Here is a 477-nt window from a genome sequence, read left to right as displayed (position 1 = left end):
TCTTGAGCCGGCCGCTCGTCATGTTTGAAGGGAATATCCCCTTGGGCGCGGTAAGATGCACGCGCGCCCGGACGATAGACCCACAGCACAGCCGCGACGAAGACCAGGAGCATGAACAGAAGCCCCCATTTGTCCGCGAAGTGGCGCAAGGTATCGTAGGTGCTCATAACCTCACCTGAGATTGTCTTCGGTGAGCGGCTCGTAAGTGGTGAAATCCACCAGCGTGCCGAGCATTTGAAGATAGGCCACCAAAGCGTCCATCTCCGTGATCTCTGACGGATTGCCGTCGAAGTCTCGCACCTTCACCTTCGGGTAGCGCTCTTCCAATCCGCTCGGATCGCCGTCGGGATCGACCTGCGCCCGCAGATCCGCCTGCGCATTGGCGACCATCTCCTCGGAATAGGGCACGCCGACAATGGCGTTCACCTTGAGGTGCTCGGCGATGTCGTCGGCCTTGAGCGGCGTCTTCGCGAGGAA

2 protein-coding genes are annotated in these 477 nt (G+C 60.2%); both read right to left on the bottom strand.

The window, feature by feature from the left end; genetic code table 11:
- Nucleotides 1–167: cbb3-type cytochrome c oxidase subunit 3 (locus CH341_RS31870; protein ID WP_111423740.1), on the bottom strand; the 167-nt coding region annotated here is incomplete at its 3' end.
- A gap of 4 nt (nt 168–171) precedes the next feature.
- On the bottom strand, nt 172–477 hold a 306-nt coding region (locus CH341_RS31865; protein ID WP_210208712.1), incomplete at its 5' end, for a cbb3-type cytochrome c oxidase subunit II.

Origin of the sequence: Rhodoplanes roseus (assembly GCF_003258865.1) — a bacterium.
GTDB lineage: Bacteria > Pseudomonadota > Alphaproteobacteria > Rhizobiales > Xanthobacteraceae > Rhodoplanes > Rhodoplanes roseus.
The sequence above is the reverse complement of the archived record's forward strand: the minus strand, read 5'-3'. Positions and strand labels throughout refer to the sequence as shown.